This window comes from Janthinobacterium sp. GW458P (assembly GCF_002127585.1).
Taxonomy (GTDB): domain Bacteria; phylum Pseudomonadota; class Gammaproteobacteria; order Burkholderiales; family Burkholderiaceae_D; genus Janthinobacterium.
The window spans coordinates 132235-151533 of record NZ_NEGZ01000005.1 but is presented as its reverse complement, the minus strand read 5'-3'; the positions used below and the strand labels follow the sequence as shown (position 1 = coordinate 151533).

The following is a 19299-nucleotide window of genomic DNA, read 5'->3' as shown; positions in this document are numbered from 1 at the left end:
CGCGCGGCTGGTAAAATGGCGCTATCCGCAATGACCGCCTGAGAGCAGCCGCCATGTCCACACTCGATCACACCCCAGATTCCATCACCATCACCCGTCCCGACGACTGGCATTTGCACTTGCGCGACGGCGCCGTCATGGCCAGCGTGCTGCCGCACAGCGCGCGCCAGTTCGGCCGCGCCATCGTCATGCCGAACCTCAAACCCCCGGTCACCACCACGGCCGATGCCGCGGCCTACCGCGCGCGCATCCTGGCCGCCGTGCCGGAAGGCGTGAACTTCGATCCGCTGATGGTGCTGTATCTGACGAACAACACCTCGCCCGATGAAATTCGCCGCGCGCAGGACAGCGGCATCGTGCAAGCCGTCAAATTGTATCCGGCCGGCGCCACGACGAATTCCGACCTGGGCGTGACGGATTTGAAGAATTGCTACAAGGTGCTCGAAGTGATGCAGGAAGTGGGCATGCCCTTCCTCGTGCACGGCGAAGTGACGGACCCGGAAATCGATATTTTCGACCGCGAAGCCGTCTTCATCGAACGTGTGATGCGCCCGCTGCGCGGCGCCTTCCCGGCGCTGTCCGTCGTGTTCGAGCACATCACTACCAAGGATGCGGCGCAGTACGTGGCCGAAGCGGAAGGCCCGATCGCCGCCACCATCACGGCGCATCACCTGCTGTACAACCGCAACGAGATTTTCAAGGGCGGCATCCGCCCCCATTACTACTGCCTGCCCATCCTCAAGCGCGAAGAGCACCGCCTGGCCCTGATGACGGCGGCTGCCAGCGGCGACGAGCGCTTCTTCCTCGGCACCGACTCGGCGCCGCACGCGCAGGGCGCCAAGGAAATGGCTTGCGGCTGCGCCGGCTGCTACACGGCCCTGCACGCGATGGAAATGTATGCCGAAGCGTTCGAACGCGCCGGCGCGCTCGATAAACTGGAAGCGTTTGCCAGCTTCCACGGCCCGGCCTTCTACGGCGTGCCGCGCAACACGGACACCATCACCTTGCGCCGCGAAAGCTGGACCTTGCCGGCCTCGCTGCCGCTGGGCGACAGCCACGTGATTCCGCTCAACGCGGGCGAGCAGATCAACTGGAAAATGGTCTGATCTCTCCATGCTGCCATCGATAGACTGGACCCGCCCCTGGTTTGCCACGGTGCTGCCGGCGCGACGGCAGCTGGACCTGCAGCGCGACACGGTGATTGCCGCGCTCAACGGACGCGCGCAGGCGCTGGGCCTGCGCAATCCGTCCGGCTTGCCGCTGGCCTTCGTGCCGCAGGCGGACCTGCCCGAAGGCGTGGCCTACGAGGAGTTCATCGGCGCCACGGGCGGCGTGCCCACGCGCGACAATCTGCATGATTTTTTCAACGCACTCGTGTGGCTCACCTTCCCGCGTATCAAGCGGCAATTGAATGCGCTGCAGGCGGCGCAGATCGCCCTGTCCGGCGTCGGCAAATCGCGCGGTCCCGCGCGCGACGGTGCGACGATTTTCGACGAGAACTCCGCCTTGCTGGTACTGCGCGACAGCGATGCGGGGCGCGCGCTGGAAGCGGCCTTGCGCGGGCACGACTGGCGCAGCGCGTTCATCGCGCAGCGTGATAAATTTGGCGTGGGCGGCGACGCCGAAGTCTGGCTGTTCGGCCACGCGCTGATGGAAAAACTGGTGGCGCCGCGCAAGGCCATCACGGCGCATACGCGCGTGATCTTTGCCGGCGACGCCTATTTCACCCTGGACGATGCTGCACGGCGCGCCTGGCTTGACGAGCGGGTGGCGCTAGACCTGGCGCAGCAAGGCCTGACCACGGCGGACTTCACGCCGCTGCCTGTGCTGGGTTTGCCCGGCTGGTGCGAGGGCCAGGACGACGATTTTTACAATGACGCGGCGGTGTTCCGCCCGAAGCGCAAGGCGGCTGGCGCAGAAAGAGAGTAGAGCATGGAAAACACCATCCGCTGGGGCATCCTCGGCACCGGCAAGATCGCCCGCGCAATGGCCGATGGCTTGCGTGACGCGCCCGGTGCGCAGCTGGTGGCGGTCGCTTCGCGCAGCAGCGCCGGCGCGCAGGCTTTCGGCGCCGAATTCGGCATCGAGCACTGCCACGGTTCCTACCAGGCGCTGGCCATGGACCCGGACGTGGACGTGATCTACATCGCCACGCCGCATACCCTGCATGCGGAAAACGCCCTGATGTGCCTGGCCGCCGGCAAGCACGTCGTGTGCGAAAAGCCGTTCACGATGAACGCGCGCGAAGCGCAGGCCGTGGTTGACCTGGCGCGCGAGAAAAAGCTGTTTTTGATGGAAGCGATGTGGAGCCGCTTCTTGCCCGCCGTGCAGGAAGCGCGGCGCATCATCGCCAGCGGCGAAATCGGCGTGCTGCGGCAGGTGCAGGCCGATATCGGCTTTGTTGCCAGTTTCCCGCCCGAGCACCGCATGTTCAATCCCGAGCTCGGCGGCGGCGCGCTGCTCGACGTGGGCATCTATCCGCTGTCGATGGCGGCCTTCTTTCTCGGACCCGTGTCGGCCGTGCAGGCGCTGGCCGAGACGGGCGCCACCGGCGTCGATGAGCAGGTGGTGTTCTCGCTGCTGCACGCGGGTGGCGGCACGTCATCCTGCGCCTGCAGCCTGCGCGCGCAAACGCCGACGGAAATGACCATTTCCGGCAGCCTGGGACGCATCCGCCTGCCGAACCGGTTTTACAAGCCCGATCACCTGATCGTCGAAGCGATGGATGGCGCGCGCCGCGTCGTCGCCGCGCCGCATCTGGGCAATGGCTACGCGCATGAAGCGATCGAAGCGATGCGCTGCATCCGCGCCGGCCTGCTGGAAAGCCCCGTCATGCCGCAAGCGGAAAGCGTGGCGCTCATGCATAATCTGGACACCATGCGCGGCCAGATCGGTCTCGTTTACCGTGCCGACCAGGCCTAAGCAGGAATATTCCATGACATTGCACTCTTCCCGTCCCAGCCTGAAAACCGTCCTGATCGCCAGCGGCGTCGTCTTGACCCTGGCGATGGGCGTGCGCCACGGCCTGGGCTTCTGGATGCAGCCGATCTCGCAAGCCAACGGCTGGACACGCGAAACCTATTCGCTGGCGCTGGCCATGCAAAACCTGATGTGGGGCGTCTTCGGTCCGTTCGCCGGCATGGCGGCCGACCGTTTCGGCACCATGCGCGTCGTCATCGTTGGCGCCATCAGTTACATGGCGGGCCTCGTTTGGATGGCGCTGGTGACGCAGCCCACCCTGTTCATCGTCGGTTCCGGCATCTTCATCGGCCTGGCGCTGGCCTGCACGGCCTTTGGCGCCATCAGCGGCATCATCGGGCGCAGTGCGCCGCCAGAGCAGCGCTCGTGGGCCTTCGGCATCTCGTCTGCGGCCGGCTCGTTCGGCCAGTTCCTGATGATGCCGGTGGAGCAGCAGCTGATCTCCGCCGTGGGCTGGCAAAATGCCTTTTATGTGCTGGCCGCGCTGGTGCTGCTGGCCATGATCCCCATGGCCTCCTACCTGCGCGAGCCGCCCGTTTCGCACGCCAGCGGGGCGCAGCAAAGCGTTGGCGCCGCCTTCAGCGAAGCAGTCGGTACCCGTTCGTTCTGGCTGCTGCTGGCTGGCTATTTTGTCTGCGGTTTTCAGCTGGTGTTCATCGGCGTGCACTTGCCGGCCTATCTGAAGGACCAGGGCCTGATGAATCCGAATGTCGCCGTCACGGCGCTGGCTCTGATCGGTCTGTTCAACATCGTCGGCTCCTACTATGCGGGCAAGTTCGGCGGGAAAATCGCGAAACGCTATCTGCTGTCGGCCATCTATGTGACGCGCGCCGTGGTTATCACCGTTTTCCTGCTGGCGCCGTTGTCGGCGTGGTCCGTGTACCTGTTTGCCGCCGCCATGGGCGTGCTGTGGCTGTCGACCGTGCCGCTGACGAACGGCATCATCGCCGGCATCTTTGGCGTGAAACACCTGTCGATGCTGGCAGGGATGGTGTTCTTCTCGCACCAGGTGGGCAGCTTTCTCGGCGCGTGGCTGGGCGGCTACCTGTACGAGCACCAGGGCAGTTACCACGTCGTGTGGTTGATCACCATCGGCCTGGGCTTGCTGGCCGCATTGATCAACCTGCCGATCGACGAGCGCGCGGTCAAGCGCGTGGCGGTGGCCGCGTAATGGCCAGCTGGCGCGCATGGCTATGGCGCCTGGCTGGCGCCGTGCTGCTGGCCATCGTCTTCCTTGCCTATCTGCGGCCCGACTTCATGCTCGACCTGGCAAACCGCTTCTGGATGTGCATGTAGGGCGCCGGGCCTTACACCTTCAAAAACTCCTCTTTCCCGCCCAGCCAGCGCGCCAGGTGCGCTTCGACGGTGGTCGCGGCGGCGGCCGTGGTGGCGTGCAGCAGATCGTGCGCCACGTCGCGGGCCTGGTCTACTAACCACTGGTCCGTTTCCAGGTCGGCGAAGCGCAGCATGGCCTGGCCGGACTGACGCGCGCCGAGAAATTCGCCTGGACCGCGGATTTCCAGGTCGCGCCGGGCAATTTCAAAACCGTCCGTTGTCTCGCGCATGGTCATCAGGCGCTGGCGCGCCACGCCGCCCAGCGGACCCTGGTACAGCAGCAGGCAGACGCTGGCCGCCGAGCCGCGCCCCACGCGGCCGCGCAGCTGGTGCAGCTGCGACAGGCCGAAGCGCTCGGCGTGCTCGATCACCATCAGGGAGGCATTCGGCACGTCGACGCCCACCTCGATGACGGTGGTGGCCACCAGTACGTGGATCTGGCCGGCGATGAAGGCATCCATCACCTCCTGCTTTTCCGCCGGCTTCAGGCGGCCGTGCACCAGGCCCACCTGCAGTGCGGGCAGGGCCTCGGCCAGCATCATGTAGGTGTCGGTGGCCGTCTGCAGCTGCAGCGCTTCCGATTCCTCGATCAGCGGGCAGACCCAGTACACCTGGCGGCCCTCCAGCGCGGCCGCATACACGCGGGCGATGACTTCGTCGCGCCGGTTCTGGTCGATGGCGCGCGTGACGATGGGGCTGCGGCCGGGCGGCAGCTCGTCGATCACCGATACTTCCAGGTCGGCGTAATACGTCATGGCCAGGGTGCGCGGGATGGGCGTGGCCGACATCATCAGCTGGTGCGGCACGGCCGCGCTGTCGCCCTTGTTGCGCAGGGTCAGGCGCTGGCCCACGCCGAAGCGGTGCTGCTCGTCGACGATCACCAGGCCCAGTTTGGCGAACAGCACGTTATCCTGGATCAGCGCATGCGTGCCGATCACCAGTTGCGCCTCGCCCGATTCGATCAGGGCCAGCGCCGCCGTCTTTTCCTTTTTCTTCAGGCTGCCCGTCAGCCACGCCACTTTGACGCCCAGCGGCTCCATCCAGGCGGCGATCTTGCGGAAGTGCTGCTCGGCCAGGATCTCCGTGGGCGCCATCAGCGCGGCCTGGTAGCCGCTGTCGATGGCCTGCGTGGCCGACAGGGCGGCGACGACCGTCTTGCCGCTGCCGACGTCGCCCTGCAGCAGCCGCTGCATCGGATACGGCTGGCGCAGGTCGGCGCGGATTTCCTCGAGCACGCGCGCCTGCGCGCCCGTCAGCTTGAAGGGCAGGGCGGCGCCGAAGGCTTCCGACAGGGTGCCGACGATGGGCAAGGAGGCGGCGCCTTTCGAGCGGCGCGCGCGCTGGGCGCGTTTCAGCGACAGCTGCTGCGCCAGCAGTTCATCGAACTTCATGCGCACCCAGGCCGGGTGCGAGCGGTCGGAAAGCGCGCTTTCGTCGATTTCCTGGGGCGGATAGTGCAGCAGGCGCACGGCCGCCTGAAACGGCGACAAGCGCATGTCGCGCAGCAGCTGGTCCGGCAAGGTGTCCTGCCAGTCAATGCGGCGCATGGCGTCGGCGATCTCGCGCCGCAGCACGTGCTGCGACAGGCCCTCGCCGGATGGGTACACGGGGGTCAGGGCCGTGGGCAGCGGCGCGCCCTCGTTCACCACCTTGTACGTCGGGTGCACCATCTCGGCGCCAAAAAAGCCATGTTTGAGTTCGCCCCGGGCGCGCACGCGCGTGCCCTCGGCCAGCTGCTTGACCTGGCTGCCGTAGAAATTCATGAAGCGCAGCAGCAGATCGCCCGTCTCGTCGGCCAGCGTCACCAGCAGCTGCTTGCGCGGCTTGAAGCTGACTTCGCACTTGGTGACGACGCCTTCGACCTGCCACGACTCGCCGCCGCGCAGGCAGGCGTCGCGTATCGTGTACACCTTGGTCTCGTCTTCGTAGCGCATCGGCAGGTGCAGCACCAGGTCCATATCGGTGCGCAAGCCCAGTCTGGCCAGCTTGCTTTCCGTGCTGACCACTTTTTTGGCGGCTTTCGGCTTCGCAACAGGCTTGGCGGTGGGAGGAAGATCGGGCTTGGAATCGGGCATATGCAAGGTTTTGATGCCGTTAGCGTAAAATAGAGGGTTGGCCGGCACATCCTGTGCTTGCCGCAGTCATATATTCATTGCGGCGGATCATTGTAATGCCTGTATAGGCGCACAGTATAGTGCCAGATGCCCAGTTACGCATTCCTAATCATTTTTGACGTACTTTTGAAGCCATGTATTCGCTTTCCGATTTCGATTTTAATTTGCCGCAAGAAAATATTGCGCAAACACCATTGGCCGAGCGCAGCGCGTCGCGCCTGTTGCAGCTGGACGGCGACACCCTGGTCGACCGCCAGTTTTCTGACATCGTCGGACAACTAGCCGCGGGCGACCTGCTGGTGATGAACGACACGCGCGTGCTGAAAGCGCGCTTCTTCGGCGTCAAGGAAAGCGGCGGCAAGATCGAGGCGCTGGTCGAGCGCGTCCTGGACGACCGCACGGTGCTGGCCCAGGTGCGCGCCTCGAAATCGCCGCCGCCCGGTTGCCGCATCCGCCTGGCCGACGCCTTCGACGTGACGGTCGGCCAGCGCGCCGGCGAATTTTTCACATTGCACTTCGAGGCCGACGTGTTCGAGCTGATCGAGGCGCATGGCCGCTTGCCGCTGCCGCCTTACATCGAACACGATGCGGATGCATTCGATGAAACGCGCTACCAGACCGTCTTCAACAAGGTGCCGGGCGCTGTCGCCGCGCCGACGGCGGGCCTGCATTTCGACCAGGCCCTGCTCGATCAACTGAAGGCCAAGGGCGTCAACTTTGCCTATGTCACCCTGCACGTGGGCGCCGGCACCTTCCAGCCCGTCCGCACGGAAGTGCTGGCCGAGCACAAGATGCATACCGAGTGGTACACCATGCCGCAGGAAACCGTCGACGCCGTGCGCGCCGCGCAGCAGGCCGGGCGCGACGTGGTCGCTGTCGGCACAACCAGCCTGCGGGCGCTGGAATCGGCCTCGCAAAGCGGCCAGCTGCTTGCTGGCAGCGCCGATACGGCCCTGTTTATCACGCCCGGCTATGCCTTTAAAACGGTGACGCGCCTGATCACCAACTTCCATTTGCCGAAGTCGACCCTGCTGATGCTGGTGTCGGCCTTTGCCGGCTATGCGCCGATCCGCCGCGCCTACGCGCATGCGATCGCGCAGAACTACCGTTTCTTCAGCTATGGCGACGCGATGCTGCTGACCACGCAATCGCGCGCCCCGTTGAACCTTACCCATCCCGTGAAAGAATAAGAATGCTGGAATTTACCCTTCTCAAGACCGACACGAGCGGCCTGACCAAGGCACGCCGCGGCACCTTGAAACTCAACCATGGCGTCGTGCAGACGCCGATCTTCATGCCAGTGGGCACTTACGGCTCCGTGAAAGCCATGTCGCCGCTGGAACTCAACGAGATCGACGCACAGATTATCCTGGGCAACACGTTTCATCTGTGGTTGCGTCCGGGCAACACTGTCATGGAGAAATTCGGCGGCTTGCACGGTTTCATGGGCTGGAACAAGCCGATTTTGACGGATTCGGGTGGTTTCCAGGTGTTTTCGCTGGGCGCCATGCGCAAGATCACGGAAGAGGGCGTGCATTTCAATTCGCCCATCAACGGCGATAAACTGTTCCTGTCGCCGGAAGTGTCGATGCAGGTGCAGCGCGTCTTGAATTCCGACATCGTCATGCAGTTCGACGAATGCACGCCGTACGAGATCCAGGGCCGTCCGGCCACCATCGAGGAAGCGGCCAAGTCGATGCGCATGTCGCTGCGCTGGGCGCAGCGCTCGAAGGACGAGTTCCACCGTGGCGAAAACCCGAATGCGCTGTTCGGCATTGTGCAGGGCGGCATGTTCGAGATGCTGCGCGACGAGTCGCTGGCCAAGCTCGAAGAAATCGACTTCCCCGGCATCGCCATCGGCGGCCTGTCCGTCGGCGAGCCGAAGGAAGACATGATGCGCATGCTGGCCCACGTGGGTCCGCGCCTGCCGGCCAACAAGCCGCATTACCTGATGGGCGTGGGCACGCCGGAAGACCTGGTGGCGGGCGTATCGAACGGCATCGACATGTTCGACTGCGTCATGCCGACGCGTAACGCCCGCAACGGCTGGCTGTTTACCCGTTTCGGCGACATCAAGATCAAGAATGCCAAGTACAAGGAAGACCAGGCGCCGCTGGACGAGACCTGCAGCTGCTACGCCTGCCGCAACTTCTCGCGCGCCTATCTGCACCATTTGCACCGCTCCAAGGAAATCCTCGGCGCGCGCCTGAACACCATCCACAACCTGCATTACTACCTGGACCTGATGCGCCAGATGCGTGAAGCGCTGGACGAGGACCGTTTCCACGCGTTTACGCTGCAATTTCACGCCGAACGGGCGCGGGGTGCTTAAGAAAAGCTTAGGACGAGGCGCACGGGCGTCTTGTCCCGAGGATTTCTTGATAGATGCTTGGAGCAGGCGATAAAGCATTGCATAATGCCTTTTTAGCCCCATTTGAAGCTGCCATGCCTGCAATTGGGGGCTTGGCGTATTGCCAATGCTAGAATACAGCGCTATTTTTTCAAACTGATTAGAACTGGAGTCACCGTGTTTTTCATTTCCAACGCTTATGCGCAAGCCCCTGCCGATGCCCTGGGTTTCGGCGGCAACCTGACCAGCTTCCTGCCGCTGGTACTGATGTTCGTGGTCATGTATTTCCTGATGATCCGCCCACAGCAAAAACGCGCCAAAGAACAACGGGCGATGATGGATGCGCTGACCAAAGGTGACGAAGTCGTGACCGCTGGCGGCATGCTGGGCCGTGTATCCAAGGTAGTGGACGCTTACGTCACCATCGAAGTGGCGACCGGCACCGAAATCACGGTGCAAAAGAGCGCCATCACCACCTTGCTGCCTAAAGGCACCCTGAAGGCGCTGTAATTCCTCGCTGTCATTGCTTCGGCAATGATTCACCGGGGCGGCTACCCGCCGCCCCTCGCGACGCCTCCGACGCTCAACACTGAACGCTGAATCAATATGAATCGCTACCCTGCCTGGAAATACATCATCATTGCCGTCGCCTTATTGCTGGGCGCACTCTACACGGCGCCCAATTATTTCGGTGAATCACCGGCGCTGCAAGTAACCAGCGGCAAGTCGACCGTCAAAGTGACGGGCGAACTGATGACGCAAGTCGAGCAAATATTGACGAAAGAGAACGTCAAGTCGGAAGGTGTCACCATGGATGGCGCCGGCAACCTCGCCTCCGTGCGCGTGCGTTTTGCCGATCCCGATACCCAGTTCAAGGCAAAACTGGTGCTGGAAAAGGATCTGAATACGGATGCCAGCGACCCTGCCTACATCGTGACGGTCAATCTGCAAGCCAATACGCCGATGTGGATGCAGAAATTGCATGCCTTGCCCATGTTCCTGGGCCTGGACTTGCGCGGTGGCGTGCACTTCCTGATGCAGGTCGATGCGAAAGCCGTACTCAACAAGAAAGTCCAGGGCGTGCAGTCCGCCGCGCGTAGCGTGTTGCGCGACAAAAATATTCGCCACGCCGGCATCGAGCGCGTGGGCGACAGCGTGCAGATCAACTTCCGCGACGCGGAAACGCGCCTGAAGGCAAAAAATGTGTTGTCCGACCAGATGTCGGAACTGGCCTTTGCCGATGCGGGCGAAGGCAGCGATTTGAAACTGAACATCACCCTGAAGCCGGCGGCCCTGAAGGCCACCATTGACGAAGGCGTGAAGCAAAATATTTCCACCCTGTCCAAGCGCGTCAACGAGCTGGGCGTGGCCGAGCCGCTGATCCAGCAGCAAGGTCCCGACCGTATCGTGGTGCAACTGCCTGGCGTGCAGGACGTGGCCCGCGCGAAAGCCATCATCGGCCGCACGGCGACCCTGGAAGTGCGCCTGGTCGACGAAACCATCGTGCCCGGCACCGAACTGTCCAGCGCCATTCCGTTCAACTCGGAATTGTTCACCGTCGGCAAGGGCGTGCCTGTCGTGCTGGCGAAAGACGTGATCCTGACGGGCGACTATATCTCCAGCGCCACGGCCAGCTTCGATCAGAACCAGCAGGCGGCCGTGTCGATCGACCTGAACGGCGACGGCGGACGCAAGATGCGCGAAGCGACGCGCGAACGCGTGGGCAAGCGCATGGCCATCGTGCTGTTTGAAAAGGGCAAGCCGGAAGTGCTGTCGGTTGCGACCATCCAGCAGGAACTCGGTTCGCGCTTCCAGATCACCGGCATGGGCGGCGCGGAAAACGCGAATGAACTGGCGCTGCTGCTGCGCTCGGGCGCCCTGTCGGCGCCGATGACAGTCATCGAAGAACGCACGATCGGACCGCAGCTGGGCGCGGAAAACATCGCCAAGGGCTTCCACTCGACCTTGTACGGCTTCATCGCCATCGCCATCTTCATGATCGCCTACTACATGCTGTTCGGCGCCTTCAGCGTGCTGGCCCTGGCCACCAACCTGTTGTTGCTGGTCGGCTTGCTGTCGATGATTCAGGTGACCTTGACCTTGCCAGGTATCGCCGCTATCGCGCTGGCGCTGGGCATGGCGATTGACGCCAACGTGCTGATCAATGAACGTATCCGCGAAGAGCTACGTGCCGGCAATACGCCGCAAGCGGCGATCGCTGCCGGCTTCGACCGCGCCTGGGCGACGATTCTGGACTCGAACGTGACCACCCTGATCGTCGGCCTGGCGCTGCTGGCCTTTGGCAGCGGTCCCGTGCGCGGCTTCGCTGTCGTGCATTGCCTGGGTATCCTGACCTCAATGTTCTCCTCCGTCTTCGTGTCGCGCGGCGTGGTCAACCTCTGGTACGGCCGCAAGAAAAAGCTGACGACCTTGTCGATCGGCACGGTGTGGGTGCCGGGCGCCAGCAAATAAGCGACGGCCCCGACTCACCCAATAGCGTCAACAGCGATCGCGTCCGGTGGCCCAGCCGCCGGACGCACAGAATAGAACTCAGAGGATTTCATGGAATTTTTCCGGATCAAAAAAGATATTCCCTTCATGCGCCATGCGTTGATTTTCAACGTCATTTCGGCCGTGACCTTCCTTGCCGCCGTCTTCTTCCTGGTGCACAAGGGCTTGCACCTGTCCGTGGAATTCAAGGGCGGCACCCTGATGGAGGTGAAATACCCCAAGGCGGCCAATCTTGAAGGCATACGCGGCACCCTGATCGCCATGGGCTATGAAGAGCCGGGCGTGACCAGTTTCGACACGGCGCGCGATGTGATGATCCGCCTGCCGGTGGAAAAGGGCGTCAGCGCCGCGAACACCTCGCAGCGCGTGTTTGAAGCGTTGTGCAAGGCCGAGCAAGGCACGACCAAGGCCATCGACACCGTTACCGCCAAGGGCGAACATGTGCTCAAGAGCGCCTGCATGGATGCTGCCGGCAGCGAAGCGGTGGTCCTGCAGAAAGTCGAATTCGTCGGCCCGCAAGTGGGCGAGGAGCTGGCGCAGAACGGTTTGAATGCGCTGGTGGTGGTGATTATCGGCGTGATGATTTACCTGGCCGTGCGCTTTGAATGGAAATACGCTGTCTCGGCCATTATCGCCAACTTGCATGACGTGGTGATCATCCTGGGCTTCTTCGCCTTCTTCGAGTGGGAATTCTCGCTGACCGTACTGGCGGCCATCCTGGCGGTGCTGGGCTATTCGGTTAATGAATCGGTGGTGATTTTTGACCGTATCCGCGAAAACTTCCGCAAGCAGCGCAAGGCTTCCGTGCATGAAGTGATCGACAACGCGATCACCAGCACCATTTCGCGTACCATCATCACCCACGGCTCGACCCAGATGATGGTGCTGTCGATGCTGGTCTTCGGCGGCCAGACCCTGCACCATTTCGCCCTGGCGCTGACCATCGGTATCTGCTTCGGTATTTATTCGTCCGTGTTCGTCGCGGCCTCCATCGCCATGTGGCTGGGCGTCAAGCGCGAAGACTTGATCAAGCCGGTCAAGGAAAAAGACGAAACCGACGGCGCCGTGGTGTAAGCGCAGGTCTTTTGCAGGTTGAATGAAGAACGACCACCGTTTGCGGTGGTCGTTTTTTTTTGTAATGGATGATGATGAAGCGTTTTTTATGGGTAGGTGTGATGGCCGGCGTGACGGCGCTGGCCGGCGCGGCCGATTTCAGCCGTGTCGACGCCGGCAGCATCGCCATGCGCGGCGCGATTGCCGATGGCGATGCGGACCGGCTGCGCCAGTTGTACACGCACGAGACGACCTTGTTGCGCATCAATAGTGACGGCGGCGAGCCGCTGGCGGCGATGCAGCTGGGACGCCTGGTGCGCCAGCTACGGCTTGATCTCGCCATCGACACGGTGTGCGCGGGCAGCTGCGCCCTGTATGTCTTCCCGGCAGCTTACCGCAAGCACATTCCCGCAGACGCCGTGCTGGCGCTGCAGGAATCGGCTTTTCTGCGCGCGCAGGCGAGACCGGCACAGATGCGCCGCACCCTGGTTGACGCGGGCGTGGCGGCCCAGGACCTGAACCGCGAGACGCAAGCGCTGGCCGCGCGGCTGGCCGGCGTGGCAGTGCAGGAAGCGGCGTTTGCCGCGGAGCTGGGCATCGCGCCCGCCTTCTATCGCGACTTCCGGCAGGTCGCCGCACTGGCGGACGTCGTGCGGCAGCGCTTTCCTGACCAGGATGCCGCCGTCTACTGGTGGCCGGCCGCCGCCCGCCTGCAGCGCTGCTACGGCATCGCGGGCGTGGAAGAGGGGGCGCGCGCGGCGCGCCTGGCGCCTGACGACTACCTGTATGTGCCAGCCCTGTCTGCCCTCGTCATGGGCGACCACGCTCTGCAGGGCTGTCCATGAGCCGCAGCGGCCGCCTTTTCCTGCTGATGGACGCCATGCGGGCCAGGCGCGTGCCCGTCACGGCGGCCCAGCTGGCGCAGCAACTGGGTGTATCCGAGCGTACGATTTACCGCGATATCCAGACCCTGGCCGAACTGGGCGCGCCATTGCAGGGCGAGGCCGGCATCGGCTATGTGCTGCGCCGCGGCGCCTTCCTGCCGCCGCTGATGTTCGGACCCGATGAACTGGAGGCGCTCGTGCTGGGCGCGCGCTGGGTGCGCCGGCAGGGCGATGCCGGCCTGGCGCAGGCGGCCAGCAATGCCCTGGCGAAGATCGCCGCCGCCTCGCCGCGCGACTTGCGCGACAACATGGCCGACACCAGCCTGTGGGTGCCGCTGGGGCGTCCCGCCGATGGCACGCAGCCGGCCGACCGCTATGTGCAGCCGGTGCGCGAGGCCATCCGCTATGAGCAGAAAATCACGCTCGGTTACCAGGATGAGCACGGCAGTGCGACGCAACGCACGGTGTGGCCCTTTGCCCTGGCCTTTTTTGAGGGCAAGCGCCTGCTGGCCGCCTGGTGCGAGCTGCGCGGCGACTACCGGCATTTCCGCATCGACCGCATCGCCAGCGTGGCACCGCATGCCGAACGTTATCCCACGCGGCGCCACGTGCTGCTGGACGCCTGGCGCAAGGCGCACGATATTGATCCTGAAAGCTAGCGCGCCGGAAGCGCAGCCACGCTCCTGACAAAAACTGTCAGTGATGGCTCGTACGATGGTGGCTTCTTCACTCACCGGAGCCATCTATCATGCGCCTGTACCACCACCCCATGTCCTCGAATGCCCGCCGTGCCCTGATGACGGCGATCCACCTTGATTTGCCGCTGGAACTGGCGGAAGTCGACCTGATGAATGCGGACGACCGCCGCCGCCTGGCCGAGCTGAACCCGAACGGCAAGGTGCCGGTGCTGGCCGATGGCGATTTCCTGCTGTGGGAGTCGTGCGCCATCATGCAATATCTGGCGGAACAGGTGCCAGGCCAGACGCTTTATCCGCAGGCGCCGCAAGCTCGTGCCGACGTCAACCGCTGGCTGTTCTGGGCCGCGCAACATTTCGCGCCTGCCATCAGCGTGCTGACCTGGGAGCATGCATGGAAGGGCATCACGGGCGGCGGCCCGGCGGACCCGCTGGAGGTGGCGCGCGGCGAGCGCGACCTGGCTGAATGCGCCGTCGTGCTCGATGCCTACCTGGCCGGGCGCAGCTGGCTCAGCGGCGAGGCGCTGACCCTGGCCGATTTCGCCGTGGCCGCGCCGCTGATGTACAGCGAGCGCGTGCAACTGCCGCTGGGGCAGTACGCCAACATCCAGGCCTGGTTTGCGCGCGTGCGGCAGTTGCGTGCCTGGCAGGAAACGGAAGTGACGCTGATAGGAGAATAAATGTGGCTGCTAAGTGAGCCAGCGCACGGAGCCGGCACGGCGGCGCGGCATAAGATAGGGCTGTCTCTTTCAGGACATCCCTAGCTTTGGACTTTACCCGCTTTCGAGCGGGTTTTTTTTGCCTTGTGTTTGGCTGGAGCTTGAAAAGTTGACAAGTGCGCCGCATGTGGACCGTATTCTCTTTTCAGGAAAATCCGCCATGTTCATGCCGCGCCATCCGAAGCCGCTGTTACGTACCCGGGCTGTTGCCATGCAAGTCGTCAAGCAGGAGCAAACGAGCAAGGCCGTGGACAAGCATGTGCTGATCGTCGAGACAGCCAAGCCGGTGGCGCCGCCACCGGCCAGCAAGAAACGCTAGTGCACCAGCACCTTCAGCAGCGACTGCACTTCGTCGTCCGATTCGGCGAGGATGTTCGACAGGGTCATGTCGTCGCCGATCACGCAGTCGATGCTGCGGGCGGCGCGGGCGGCCCGGACGGCGATGGCGGCCGGGCTTTCGTTGAGCGGTGACGCCACTGGCGCCAAATCGTTCGCCAGCAACAGGGTGTCGCCCAGCGATTCGGGCGGGATGGCGCGCAAGCCCTCCCACAGGGAATCGATGGCGTGCATCACGGCTTCCGGTACCTTGAGTTTGGTCAACACGCCGTGGCCGATGGCCTGCTCGCCATGTTCGATCCAGTCCTGCGGTTCGCCGTCGAGAATGCCGGGAAATTCGGCCGCGCGCGACAGCAGATAAAAACCGCCCACTTCGTGCACGATGCCGGCAAACAGGGCCGTATCGGGATCGACCTTGGTGACGCGGCGGGCCAGCACCTGCGACAGTGCCGCCACATGGGCCGTATGCTCCCACAGCTGGGTGGCTTTGGCTTGCAGGACGGGATCGGTAATCGTGCTGCCCAGCTGGCGTACGATCAGCGAGGCCACCACGGACTGCAGGGTGCGCACGCCAAGGCGCTGCACGGCATTGCGCACGCTGGTGATCTCGTTGCCGGAACGGTTGAAGGCCGCGGAATTGGCGATGGCCACCGTGCGCGCGGCCAGCAGCGGGTCTGCCTGCACCAGCTTGGCGGCCGCTTCAATATGGCAGTCGGGATCGGCCAGCGCCTGCTGCAGCTTGAGCGAAGCGTCCACATTGGCGGGGAAGGTCAGCTCGCCACGAGCGGCTTGTGCGGCGATGCTTTTAAAGGCGTCGAGTCTGTTCATTGAAAAAATTATACTCGCAATATTTCCGTGTGGAACTTTTTAGCCGTGATCTTTTCGCAAACAGCCTGGCAAAAGGCAAGCAAAGCCCCCGTAAACGGCAAAAGGCATGCCACTGGATCAGCGGCATGCCTTTTCTAACGACAACGATCGTCAAAGCGCTGGACAGGGCCACCGCGCAGCAGGTCTTGTTATGCGTTGTTACAGGGATTCGCTGAAGATGGCATCGCAGCCCTCGACCAGCTCGTCGCTGTCTTCCAGCTCATCCGTCAGGCCCAGGTCGAACAATTCCTCGACGGCGTTCATGAAGCTGTTGTGCTTGGTCGCGCCGATCAGGCGGTAGATTTCGCCGTCTTCATTGCGCACGCCGATGATCAGCTTTTCCTGGCGTACCAGTTCTGGCGTGCTGGCGTTGAGCAACAAGTTGCCGATGATGTGTTTATCGAAATGAGCGGGCTTTTTGCCTTCGAGCAGTGTGGTTTTCAACTTGTTTTCCTTTGTCTTGTTTGAATCTGATGTTTGCGTGATGAATTGTCAGCCTTGGCCATTGGCAATGGCCTGCTTCAGGCCCGCCAGGGTCGTTTCCAGACGAATAAAATCGTCTTCGGTATAGTCGGCAAACAAGTGCTGCCCTTGTCTGGTCAGCTTGGGAAATACGTCATGGAACACTTGCTCTCCCTCGCAGCTCAGGCGTACGAAGTAGGAACGCTTGTCGCGCGTACAACGTTCGCGTATTACCAGACCTTTTTGTTCCAGCCGGTCCACGACGCCTGTCAGGGTGCCCTTGGTAATCAGGGTTTTTTGCCCCAGTTCCTTGTAGGACATGCCACAGGTGTTGCCGAGCGTGGCAATGATGTCGAATTGCGCATGCGTCAAGCCGTACTGGCGCACGAAGTCGCCGGAAAACCGCTCGAAGCCCTGCATGCATTCGGCCAGCAGCCGGATACTTTTTAAATATCGTTCACCCATAGGCCATGATTATATCCTTCCGTCCCGCTTTTTTCCGGCGCATCGGGCGGGCGCCTTGCATGGCGGGCGCAGCGCCGTCGAACTCCGGTATGATAGGCGAACTGTAGCCATAGCCCCGATCCCGCCCCGCCGATGTCCCTCGCTAATCTTTCCCGTATCGGCCTCGACAAACCGTTGCGGCTTCTGCTGATCCATGCCGGCGATGCCGAATCGATCACCTGGGCCGGCCTGGTACAGCCTTTGCGCCTGTGCGCGCGGGCGCTGGGGCCCGATGCCCTGCAACTCGATGTGCGCACGCCCGAGCAGGTGGCGCAGCAGGGCGGCAACTGGCATATCGCCCTGCTGGTGGCCGACGAGACGGAGGCGCCGCTGCGTGCCGAGCTGTGCCGGGCCGTGATCGAACGTTGCCGTTCGGCGCCATTCTGGGGGGGCGTAGGCGCGGCCGTGCTGTGGCTGGCCGACGCGGGCGTCATGGACGGCGTGCGCATCGCCCTGCCGTGGGCCTTGTACGCGGACGCCGAGGCGAAGGCCGAGCGCGCCATCCTGACGCCGCATTTGTTCGATATCGATGGTCCCCACATCACGTGTTGCGGTGGCGCGGCCAGCATCGACTTTTCGCTGACCCTGATCGAAACCGTGTTTGGCGCCGACGCGCAGGCGCTCGTCAAGGAAGCGCTGTGCGTGGACAAGGTGCGCGGCAAGGAAGAGCGCCAGCGGGTGGCGCTGCAGGCGCGTTTCGGCGTGCTGCAGCCGAAGCTGTCTGAAGCGGTGACCTTGATGGAAGCCAATATCGAGGAACCGCTGTCGACGGACGATATCGCCAGCCTGGTGGGCCTGTCGCGGCGCCAGCTGGAACGGCTGTTCAAGCAGTACCTGGGCAGCCTGCCGTCGCGCTATTACCTGGAACTGCGGCTGCAACGCTCCAGGCAACTATTGCTTGATACACATTATTCCATCGTGCAAGTGGGGTTGATGTGTGGTTTTTCGTCCGGTTCGCACTTTTCCACGGCCTTCGGTACCCTGTTTGGCAATACGCCCCGCGAAGAGCGGCAGCGCAAGCTCATGCCAGCCCCGTAGGACGCGGCGGCACGGGAATTTTCCTGTGATGAATTGTGAAAATCCTTGTCGCAGATTCAAAAGAGTTTTAGCATCCCGCTTTTTATAATGCTGTACACACGTGGCTGTCGTAGCTGCGGGAGTACCTAACATATTGATGGGGAATGCTATGAATGCCAAGCTTGATTCGACCGTAACCGCTCGCCCAGTCACCCGGGAAACCTTTGACCAGGTCCTGGTTCCTACCTACGCTCCCGCCGCCATGGTGCCGGTGCGTGCCTCCGGACTGGATCTGTGGGACCAGTCCGGCAAGCATTACCTCGATTTCACGTCCGGCATCGCCGTCACCAGCCTGGGGCACTGCAATCCGGCCCTGGTCGACGTGCTGACCAAGCAAATCAATTCCCTGTGGCATTTGGGCAACGGCTACACCAACGAGCCCGTGCTGCGCCTGGCGCTGGCCCTGACGGAAGCGACGTTTGCCGACCGCGCCTTCTTCTGCAACTCCGGCGCGGAAGCCAATGAAGCGGCCCTGAAACTGGCGCGCAAGTATGCGCACACCAAGTTCGGCGCGCACAAGTCGCGCATCATCTCCTGCTTCAGCTCTTTCCACGGCCGCACGCTGTTTACCGTCTCCGTCGGCGGCCAGGCCAAGTACACGGAAGGCTTCGAGCCGCTGCCGCAGGAAATCAACCACATCGCCTACAACGACATCGAAGCGGCGCGCGCCGCCATCGGTGACGACGTGTGCGCCGTGATCGTCGAGCCGGTACAGGGCGAAGGCGGCGTGGTGCCAGGCAATCCGGAATTCCTCAAGGAGCTGCGCGCCCTGTGCGACAAGACAGGCGCCCTGCTGATTTTCGACGAAGTCCAGAGCGGCATGGGCCGCACTGGCGCGTTGTTTGCCTATATGGGCTACGGCGTCACGCCGGATATCCTGACGGCCGCCAAGGCACTGGGCAATGGCTACCCGATCGGCGCCATGCTGACCACCAATGAGCTGGCGCAAACCCTGGCTGTCGGTACCCACGGCACCACCTACGGCGGCAATCCGCTGGCTGCCACCGTGGCCCTGAAAGTGCTGGAAATGATCAACACGCCAGCCTTCCTGGCGCGCGTGAAGGAAGCAAGCGTCAGCACCATCGCCATGCTGCAAGGCCTGATCACGGACTATCCGCAAGTGTTCTCCGTGGTGCGCGGTAGCGGCCTGCTGCTGGGCCTCGTGGTCAGCGACGCCTACAAGGGCCGTGCGAAGGATATCCAGAAGGCGGCAGAAGCGCAGGGCCTGATGGTGCTGATCGCCGGCATGGACGTGGTGCGCCTGGCGCCGGCACTGATCGTCTCGGACGAACAGATCGTCGAAGCGGGCCGCCTGCTGCGCGCCGCCATCGACGGCATGCTCAAGGCCTGAGGCCAGGCCAGCTCCCTGTTTGATCACCGGCCCGCTGCTTTGCTGCGGGCCGGCTTGGTTCT

Annotated in this window: 20 protein-coding genes; 16 read left to right on the top strand and 4 right to left on the bottom strand. The window is 63.1% G+C overall.

The annotated features are described in order from the left end of the window. Positions 1 to 53 precede the first annotated feature (53 nt). From pyrC to CBW50_RS30155, 5 genes are read left to right on the top strand one after another with little or no spacing between them, the layout of a single operon-like run. A complete protein-coding gene (gene pyrC, locus CBW50_RS06255; RefSeq protein ID WP_086144734.1) occupies positions 54 to 1106 on the top strand; it encodes a dihydroorotase in 1053 nt (350 codons plus the stop codon). Between the two features lie 7 nt (positions 1107 to 1113). Next, positions 1114 to 1929 (top strand): DUF3025 domain-containing protein, encoded by an 816-nt coding sequence (locus CBW50_RS06250; RefSeq protein WP_086144733.1) that lies wholly within the window; start codon positions 1114 to 1116, stop codon positions 1927 to 1929. Between the two features lie 3 nt (positions 1930 to 1932). After that, positions 1933 to 2922, top strand: a complete 990-nt coding sequence (locus CBW50_RS06245) for a Gfo/Idh/MocA family protein (RefSeq protein WP_086144732.1) — start codon at positions 1933 to 1935, stop codon at positions 2920 to 2922. 13 nt (positions 2923 to 2935) lie between these two features. Beyond that, positions 2936 to 4150, top strand: a complete 1215-nt coding sequence (locus tag CBW50_RS06240; RefSeq protein WP_086144731.1) for an MFS transporter — start codon at positions 2936 to 2938, stop codon at positions 4148 to 4150. Continuing rightward, positions 4150 to 4275, top strand: coding sequence for a hypothetical protein (locus tag CBW50_RS30155; RefSeq protein WP_264296513.1), 126 nt, complete (start codon positions 4150 to 4152; stop codon positions 4273 to 4275). The genes CBW50_RS06240 and CBW50_RS30155 overlap by 1 nt, the downstream gene beginning before the upstream one ends. 11 nt (positions 4276 to 4286) lie before the next feature. Here the strand turns inward: CBW50_RS30155 and recG are convergent, their stop codons facing one another. Then, positions 4287 to 6389, bottom strand: coding sequence for an ATP-dependent DNA helicase RecG (gene recG, locus CBW50_RS06235; protein ID WP_086144730.1), 2103 nt, complete (start codon positions 6387 to 6389; stop codon positions 4287 to 4289). Positions 6390 to 6562: 173 nt separating this feature from the next. Here recG and queA point away from each other — a divergent pair, with 173 nt between their 5' ends. The 9 genes from queA (at position 6563) to CBW50_RS29275 (ending at position 14959) form a co-directional block, all read left to right on the top strand. Then, entirely contained in the window at positions 6563 to 7618 is a 1056-nt protein-coding gene (queA, locus tag CBW50_RS06230) for a tRNA preQ1(34) S-adenosylmethionine ribosyltransferase-isomerase QueA (RefSeq protein ID WP_086144729.1), read from the top strand. 2 nt (positions 7619 to 7620) lie between these two features. Further along, positions 7621 to 8760 carry a tRNA guanosine(34) transglycosylase Tgt gene (gene tgt / locus CBW50_RS06225; protein WP_086144728.1) on the top strand — a complete coding sequence of 380 codons (1140 nt, stop codon included), beginning with the start codon at positions 7621 to 7623 and terminating at the stop codon, positions 8758 to 8760. A 195-nt stretch (positions 8761 to 8955) separates the two neighbouring features. After that, on the top strand, positions 8956 to 9288 hold the full coding sequence (yajC, locus tag CBW50_RS06220) for a preprotein translocase subunit YajC (protein WP_076571845.1): 333 nt from the start codon (positions 8956 to 8958) through the stop codon (positions 9286 to 9288). 96 nt (positions 9289 to 9384) lie between these two features. After that, positions 9385 to 11250, top strand: coding sequence for a protein translocase subunit SecD (gene secD, locus CBW50_RS06215; protein ID WP_086144727.1), 1866 nt, complete (start codon positions 9385 to 9387; stop codon positions 11248 to 11250). Between the two features lie 90 nt (positions 11251 to 11340). Next, positions 11341 to 12363 carry a protein translocase subunit SecF gene (gene secF / locus CBW50_RS06210; RefSeq protein ID WP_086144726.1) on the top strand — a complete coding sequence of 341 codons (1023 nt, stop codon included), beginning with the start codon at positions 11341 to 11343 and terminating at the stop codon, positions 12361 to 12363. Between the two features lie 74 nt (positions 12364 to 12437). After that, complete coding sequence (locus CBW50_RS06205; protein ID WP_139842413.1) at positions 12438 to 13187, top strand: hypothetical protein; 750 nt, start codon at positions 12438 to 12440, stop codon at positions 13185 to 13187. Beyond that, complete coding sequence (locus CBW50_RS06200; protein WP_172404690.1) at positions 13184 to 13885, top strand: YafY family protein; 702 nt, start codon at positions 13184 to 13186, stop codon at positions 13883 to 13885. The genes CBW50_RS06205 and CBW50_RS06200 overlap by 4 nt, the downstream gene beginning before the upstream one ends. An 89-nt stretch (positions 13886 to 13974) precedes the next feature. Further along, positions 13975 to 14601, top strand: coding sequence for a glutathione S-transferase family protein (locus CBW50_RS06195; RefSeq protein ID WP_086144724.1), 627 nt, complete (start codon positions 13975 to 13977; stop codon positions 14599 to 14601). Between the two features lie 199 nt (positions 14602 to 14800). Further along, positions 14801 to 14959, top strand: a complete 159-nt coding sequence (locus CBW50_RS29275; RefSeq protein WP_172404689.1) for a hypothetical protein — start codon at positions 14801 to 14803, stop codon at positions 14957 to 14959. Here the strand turns inward: CBW50_RS29275 and CBW50_RS06190 are convergent. From CBW50_RS06190 to CBW50_RS06180, 3 genes are all read right to left on the bottom strand, one after another. Beyond that, positions 14956 to 15804 (bottom strand): HDOD domain-containing protein, encoded by an 849-nt coding sequence (locus CBW50_RS06190; RefSeq protein ID WP_086144723.1) that lies wholly within the window; start codon positions 15802 to 15804, stop codon positions 14956 to 14958. The genes CBW50_RS29275 and CBW50_RS06190 overlap by 4 nt on opposite strands. 198 nt (positions 15805 to 16002) lie before the next feature. Beyond that, entirely contained in the window at positions 16003 to 16287 is a 285-nt protein-coding gene (locus tag CBW50_RS06185; RefSeq protein WP_070290811.1) for a hypothetical protein, read from the bottom strand. Positions 16288 to 16335: 48 nt separating this feature from the next. Beyond that, positions 16336 to 16770 (bottom strand): MarR family winged helix-turn-helix transcriptional regulator, encoded by a 435-nt coding sequence (locus CBW50_RS06180; RefSeq protein WP_172404688.1) that lies wholly within the window; start codon positions 16768 to 16770, stop codon positions 16336 to 16338. A 132-nt stretch (positions 16771 to 16902) separates the two neighbouring features. Between CBW50_RS06180 and CBW50_RS06175 the strand changes: the two genes are divergently transcribed. Further along, the gene (locus CBW50_RS06175) at positions 16903 to 17847 is read left to right on the top strand and encodes a GlxA family transcriptional regulator (RefSeq protein ID WP_086144721.1); all 945 of its coding nucleotides are present in this window, start codon (positions 16903 to 16905) and stop codon (positions 17845 to 17847) included. 148 nt (positions 17848 to 17995) lie between these two features. Then, positions 17996 to 19237: an acetylornithine/succinylornithine family transaminase gene (gene astC / locus CBW50_RS06170; RefSeq protein ID WP_086144720.1), complete on the top strand. Its 1242-nt coding sequence runs from the start codon at positions 17996 to 17998 to the stop codon at positions 19235 to 19237. Positions 19238 to 19299 lie beyond the last annotated feature (62 nt).